The organism is Caldibacillus thermoamylovorans (assembly GCF_000751775.1).
GTDB lineage: Bacteria > Bacillota > Bacilli > Bacillales > Caldibacillaceae > Caldifermentibacillus > Caldifermentibacillus hisashii.
Genome location: NZ_CCRF01000104.1, coordinates 1 through 6,061 on the forward strand (window position 1 = coordinate 1; position 6,061 = coordinate 6,061).

Here is a 6,061-nt window from a genome sequence, read left to right on the forward strand (position 1 = left end):
ACCGGTGTCGAGGTCGAATTAACGTCAAAATACTGAATTAATAAGGCTTTATGAAACCCATGTGTAAAATAGATTAACCAAATTAAACCAGAGTTTATTTACCATTCTTTCCAACCAAATTCAATAAGTTCTTCTTTCAATTTTTCTGTTAGCTTATCCTTGTGAATCCCTATCGCAACTAAATGAGTAGGTCTACTAAATGCTACATATGCCAACTTTAAAGCATTTTTAGTTTCTCTTTTTAATTGAAGATTCGAGATGTTTTCTAAATCTATATAATGACCTATTAAATAATTATTTAATAACTCTAATATTTCATAGCTATATGTTCCATGCCAATCAGAAAATACTGTATTTAATACTAGTAGTGTTGACCGATGGGTTTCACCTTTAACTGAATGTACTGTTCCAATATAAAACTCTTCTTTTTCCTGTTCTACTATAGCATTTTTCCTTGAAGATTCCATTTCATTCTTGAAACTATTTAATTGCTCTTTAATTTTTTCTTTTTTAGAAGGTTCAATAATATCATTTTTAATTTTTTCTATCTCAAGAATAATACTTGAAATTGTACTTTCAATATTATCTTTTGTAATCAAATCCTTAATAAGCTTAGCTATTATCTTTTTATTCTCTAACAAAGAATTTAATTTTTCTTCCGTCTGTTGCAAATTTAAATCTATTTCTTTAGAAATTATGCGTAAAATTAAAGAATAAATTTGTTTAACTCCACTCTCTGATTTTTTTACTTTCGAATTAGATACTATATACTCTTCAAATAAAGACATTAAATCATCATGTTTTGCTGAAAGTATAGCGTCCTTTTTATTAGAACTTTTGTATTCTGAAGATTGTTCTTCCAACGTGGATATTAATTCTTTGTATTTTAACTTTAACTCCAGTCCATCATCATATGTAATAAAATAGGGTTGAAATGAATTTACAGAACTAACAGACCTAAAACTATCATATTTTTCTATACAAACATTTCTAACTAAGTTAGCAATATTTTCGTTAAACCTAGATGTTTCAGCAATTTCAATTTTATTTATATAACTAGCTTCTTCAGATGGAATCCAAGCATCTTCTTTTGTATCAAAAATACTATATAGTGCTTGATAAGGATCTCCAAAACGTTGAAATTTTATATTATCTAAAAATAAACTATTTAATAGTTCATATTGAAATTTATTTGTGTCTTGAGCCTCGTCTAATAATACATATTCAAATCTGTTAGAAAGCGCTTCCCTGATCTTTGATAAATGTTTTTTAATATACCAAGCTGACAACTCTAAGCATTGTTTATTTGTAACAATCCCAAATTTTAATAAATGTTTTATACTATCATTAAAAGCTTCTCTATACGTACTATTGGCATCACTAATAACATCATAAGTTAAGTCTTGATTAATAATTAATTGAGGGTTTTTACTTTTTACATTTGGATTATTATTGGTATACCAATTTGGTTTTAATCTATCAAAAAAATGATCAAATCTTTCTCTATATTCTTCATCATCCATTATTCTAATGTTTTTATCTCCAAAAATAATATGAAAAGCTTTCCTTCCAAAGAAATAATTAAAAAATTCTTGTATTGTACCTAAAAAATTGGGATATTCGATATTGTTAAATCCGATTTTACTTAATCCACTCTTTATCTCATCTACAGCTACATTCGTATGTGTAATTAAACATATTCCCTTGGAATTACCGATATTTTCTTTTAATAACATAGCACATTTAGCTATTAAAACTGTAGTTTTTCCAGATCCAGGACCCGCTACTATATTTGCAGTATTATTGTGAAATATTACTGACTTTTGCTGTTCTGAAAATGTAGCTCCTTTAGGTAATAATTTTGTTTCTATTTCTTTTAAAAAAAGAACTTCTGTAGAAATCATTGGAATACCCCTACTTTTTCTTCAAATTCTTCTTTAAATTCTTCTTCAGATTTTTCCACAACATTTACTGTTGAAACATGTTGTATTGCTTCAATAAGATATTTCAAGTAATCATCCTGCATTATTTTATTTTGTATTTTTTCTAATTCTTCTTTATTATCTTTTTTTCGTTCAAATAAATCTTTTAAGTATACACTAAGTTCTTGAGCGACTTCAGCTTTGGATACTAATTTTTTATCAATAGGTTTAAATATCTCGTATGCAATTTCATCTGAAAAATCATTGTCTTCTTTTATGATCTGTTTGAATTCTTCAAATTGTTTTAAGCGTTTACCTTCAAAAGCATTTTTATATCTAAATGTATGAATAACTTTATATAACATTTCTCTAAGGCAACTTTTTGATAAACTGTATTCTAAAGTCCATTCTGGTGCTGTAAATATTTTAAAATTACAGTTATAACTTCTATATTTCTCTTCAATATCTTGTAGCTTTTTATCCTTAGATTCTTCAATATATTTTTCACTTATGTCTAGTTTAAGAGCATGAACTAACTCGTTTTCATTCTCATTATTAACTTCAAATTTAAAATCCTTAGCAAGTTTCTTTAATGTTGAATATTCCTTTCCAATAAACTCAGTATTTAAATCTTCCTCTTTTTTATTTATTATCTTTAATATACCTTGTAAATGTGTATTATTTTGAATGCTATATATTGACTTAAAACCTTCTTTTTCATAATAAATATACGGTTTTATATCAATGTCAGTAATTATAGAAATAGGAATATTCAATTTTGGGTAATTTAATTCTTCAATCCAATGCTCAGACCTGGAAAATAATTTTAGATAACGTTCAAATGAAGTTCCATGAACATTTATTACTGAAACACCACTCTTATGCAAAGGTAACCCAATTAATTCTGCTAATGCAGGAATTAAAAACATTTCTGATTCTCCTTCGACAAGGATGATTCCCTTTGCAAAAAACAAATTACATTTAGTAGCATCTAAAAATCGTTCTAAAAATTTATAGTCATTCTCGTTTAATAATGTATAGTCCTTATTCATTGGATAACAAAAATCATTATGAATCATAATTATATTACAAGGATTAATAGATGAAACTAAATTCGAGCTATGTGTTGTTAAAATAAATTGACTTGAATAGTTATTTTTCTCAAGTTCAGATTCTAAAAACTTAATTAATCTTATCTGAGCTTGTGTATGTAAATGCGCTTCTATTTCCTCTATAAGAGTTATATTAGGACCTATAGATTCGGATTCATTCAAAAAATTATTTAATAATAACATTTCGGTTGCTATAAAAAGCAAATTTTGATTTCCTAACCCTAAATTTATCTCTTCTGTATTTAAGCTTAACCTTCTCAAAATCGAAGTTAGATCGTTCTTTGAAACGTTAAACTTTGCTTTAGACTTTTTTAAATCAGTATTGTCATAAAAATCACTCAAAACATTTTCTATATCTTTTATCAATGAGTGACCCTTAGTATATTCTTTTTGGAAAAATTTTTCTATTTTTGTATTCGCTTCTTTCATAACTTGCACTAATTCATTTGATTCACCACTTTGAAATATTGGATGAGCTTTCAAAATATTTACTAACCTTGATCTAAATCCAGGCTTCAATTCTGAATTAGCATCTCTTAGTGGTTTTAGATAAGTTGTTTTTAATAAATCTCGTGCTTGGCTATTTAATCTTAGTTCACAATTTACTTCGCCAGCCAATATTTTTTTATCTATATACTCTTTGCCGTTTTCATTTGTTTTTCTTTCCGCTTTTAATATAACTCTTAACTGATATTCATTATCTGCATCAAATGAAAGCCACTCTAAAAAAATACCTGCTTCCTTTTCATTTAAATCGGTAAAAATCCCTTCTATAATAAATGATTTTGCGAATTCATCTTTATTTATACAGTAAAAGTCTTCCATAGTAATCTTCTCATAATCATCACTTAAACTTCCCAATAAATATCTTATTGCATCAATAATAGCTGTTTTGCCTGAATCATTCTCACCAACTATTAAGTTTAGATTTTTATTAAAATGTACTGTTAAACCAGGACTAGAATCTTCCCGCTCTGCAAATTTCCTAAAATTATATAAGCTTAGTGTTTTTAAATACATAACTCTCTCTCCTAAATAAGTAAGTAATTTATTATTACCATATAAAGAAGTTCCTTAGTTATAGGGTTTCCGTTGTTATTTAAGACGAAATCATATTTCTCAGTACTTTTAAATTATTCGTACATAATTAAAAAATCATTATGAGTATCATGAAACTAATTACAGAAATTACTCTAATAACTTTTTAAAATTTTCTTTCAGAAATACATATGTACATCTAATTAAAAGTTATACACTAATCCTCCAAAACATTATTAATTCTTTCCCCCTAATATATAAGTCTGCAAACTTCTACACTTCATCTTCGTTGATATCTTTAAGTATTCCTATCAAAAAATCAAAGTCTATAAAATCTAATTCTGTTTCACTATCCTTCCACATTTTTATTCCCTCCTTTATTCCCATTAAAGCTTACTATTCTACTTCACTATCCAACATCCAAACCCTCTTAATAGGAATCTCCTTCTTAATTTCATCACTAAGCTTTTCGTAGTTCTCAAAGATTTGTTGAATAATAGTTTTCGAGTCCCAAAGACGAACTTTGAAAAATTGCTTAGGAATTTCCTTAGTGACAGAAGATTTAAAGCCACTCCACGATACTAATAAGCCAAAGTCTGCACTATAATTGCTCATTGTACCTATCAACTGATCTAATGTCGGTCTATCAAGAAGAGTATCAGATGTCTTGACTTGGACACAAATTTTTGGATTTCCAAAACCTAACGTATCTGAAGCTGCTAATATATCCACACCGTGATCTGCACCTTCTGGACTTCTGTAAGTAGTAAAGCCTTTTGCTTTCAAAATTTCTTCAATTAAAATTTCCATCTTATGTCCTTTAAAACGCTGTATAATTCTTTCAGAGATTTGATCGTATATATATTCTTCTAAATCTATTGAAACTGTTTCTTCATTTTCCTCTACTAGCTCCTTTACATTTTTATTTTTTGGTACATGCCAATTATTTTTACGCATTTCTCTAATACGCTCTTCAGCATTATTTCTGTGTATTTTACAGACCGTCATAAAGGCTCCTAATGAATATAATATATCCTGATCAAAACGATCCCTTGGTATATCTTTTGCAATCCAGTTTACATTTCGATAATGATAATAGGGACTTCCAAGTAATTCATCATACACATAATCACCCGTAACTTCACCTATATGTATAGTACGATTAAATTTAGAGGGCAATACAACTAAATCTCCAAGTTCCATTGAATGTGCTATAGGCCAAATTTGAGAAGCCCAATTTATTGCTGTTTTTTCTTTATCCAGATCATAATGTTGTATTAAGCTTTTATATAGGCTTTCTTTAGATTCAATTATTTTTAGATTGATATTAAGGTCATCCCAGGTAAGATAGACTCTTCCATCATCTAGGAATTTATTTTCAAATTCTCCTTGTTTACCTGCACGAAATAACCAAACTGTCATTTTAAAACCTCCTCTGATAAACCCATCCAAATCATATTCATTTCCTAAATTTCTTATCCCTTCTTAAATACTATTATAACATTCTTAATAAACCAAATTATGGTATGGGAGCTATCGCTAAATATTCAAATACTAGAAATACCACTAGAAAGAATACAAAAAGAAGGCAACATCCTGTAAAGATGTCCCCTTCTTATCATTAATTATTAAGTAAAAGCTCAAGAAATTTCTTTGACTGTCTCTTTAGCACAAACATTTAACACAATTTCATCATTTAAAACCGTATCGATATCCTAATATATTACGTGATACTTATAAGTAGAAAAATTTCTATAGTAGGTTATAATGTATATTACATCTTTAATTAGTTGTCTAATGAATTGCAATAAGCCAGCATTTTAAAATGCTGGCTGTTGTAATCTCTTCTGATAGTCCGCACGCTTTTGTGAAAGCTAATTAGTATGAGTAGAAAGAAAAAACAAATACGAAATATATTTTTCATCTTTTTATACAAAAACTTTTTTACTTAACTCAGTACGGGATTTGTGTAAAAACTTTAGGTTTAGT

At 27.7% G+C, this 6,061-nt stretch carries 3 protein-coding genes; all 3 read right to left on the reverse strand.

Translation table 11 applies throughout. From position 1 onward, the window contains the following. Positions 1-98: 98 nt before the first annotated feature. Positions 99-1,904: a UvrD-helicase domain-containing protein gene (locus tag BT1A1_RS17075; protein ID WP_034773582.1), complete on the reverse strand. Its 1,806-nt coding sequence runs from the start codon at positions 1,902-1,904 to the stop codon at positions 99-101. Then, positions 1,901-4,054: an ATP-dependent nuclease gene (locus BT1A1_RS17080; RefSeq protein WP_051989215.1), complete on the reverse strand. Its 2,154-nt coding sequence runs from the start codon at positions 4,052-4,054 to the stop codon at positions 1,901-1,903. Before BT1A1_RS17080 ends, BT1A1_RS17075 begins: the two co-directional genes overlap by 4 nt. 414 nt (positions 4,055-4,468) lie before the next feature. Continuing rightward, positions 4,469-5,494 (reverse strand): restriction endonuclease, encoded by a 1,026-nt coding sequence (locus tag BT1A1_RS17085; protein ID WP_034773585.1) that lies wholly within the window; start codon positions 5,492-5,494, stop codon positions 4,469-4,471. Between the last annotated feature and the right edge of the window lie 567 nt (positions 5,495-6,061).

What these genes read in the sequence shown, in the direction of transcription:
- BT1A1_RS17075 (WP_034773582.1), bottom strand. Translation starts at nt 1,904, where the DNA reads ATGATTTCTACAGAAGTTCTTTTTTTAAAAGAAATAGAAACAAAATTA.
- BT1A1_RS17080 (WP_051989215.1), bottom strand. Translation starts at nt 4,054, where the DNA reads ATGTATTTAAAAACACTAAGCTTATATAATTTTAGGAAATTTGCAGAG.
- BT1A1_RS17085 (WP_034773585.1), bottom strand. Translation starts at nt 5,494, where the DNA reads ATGACAGTTTGGTTATTTCGTGCAGGTAAACAAGGAGAATTTGAAAAT.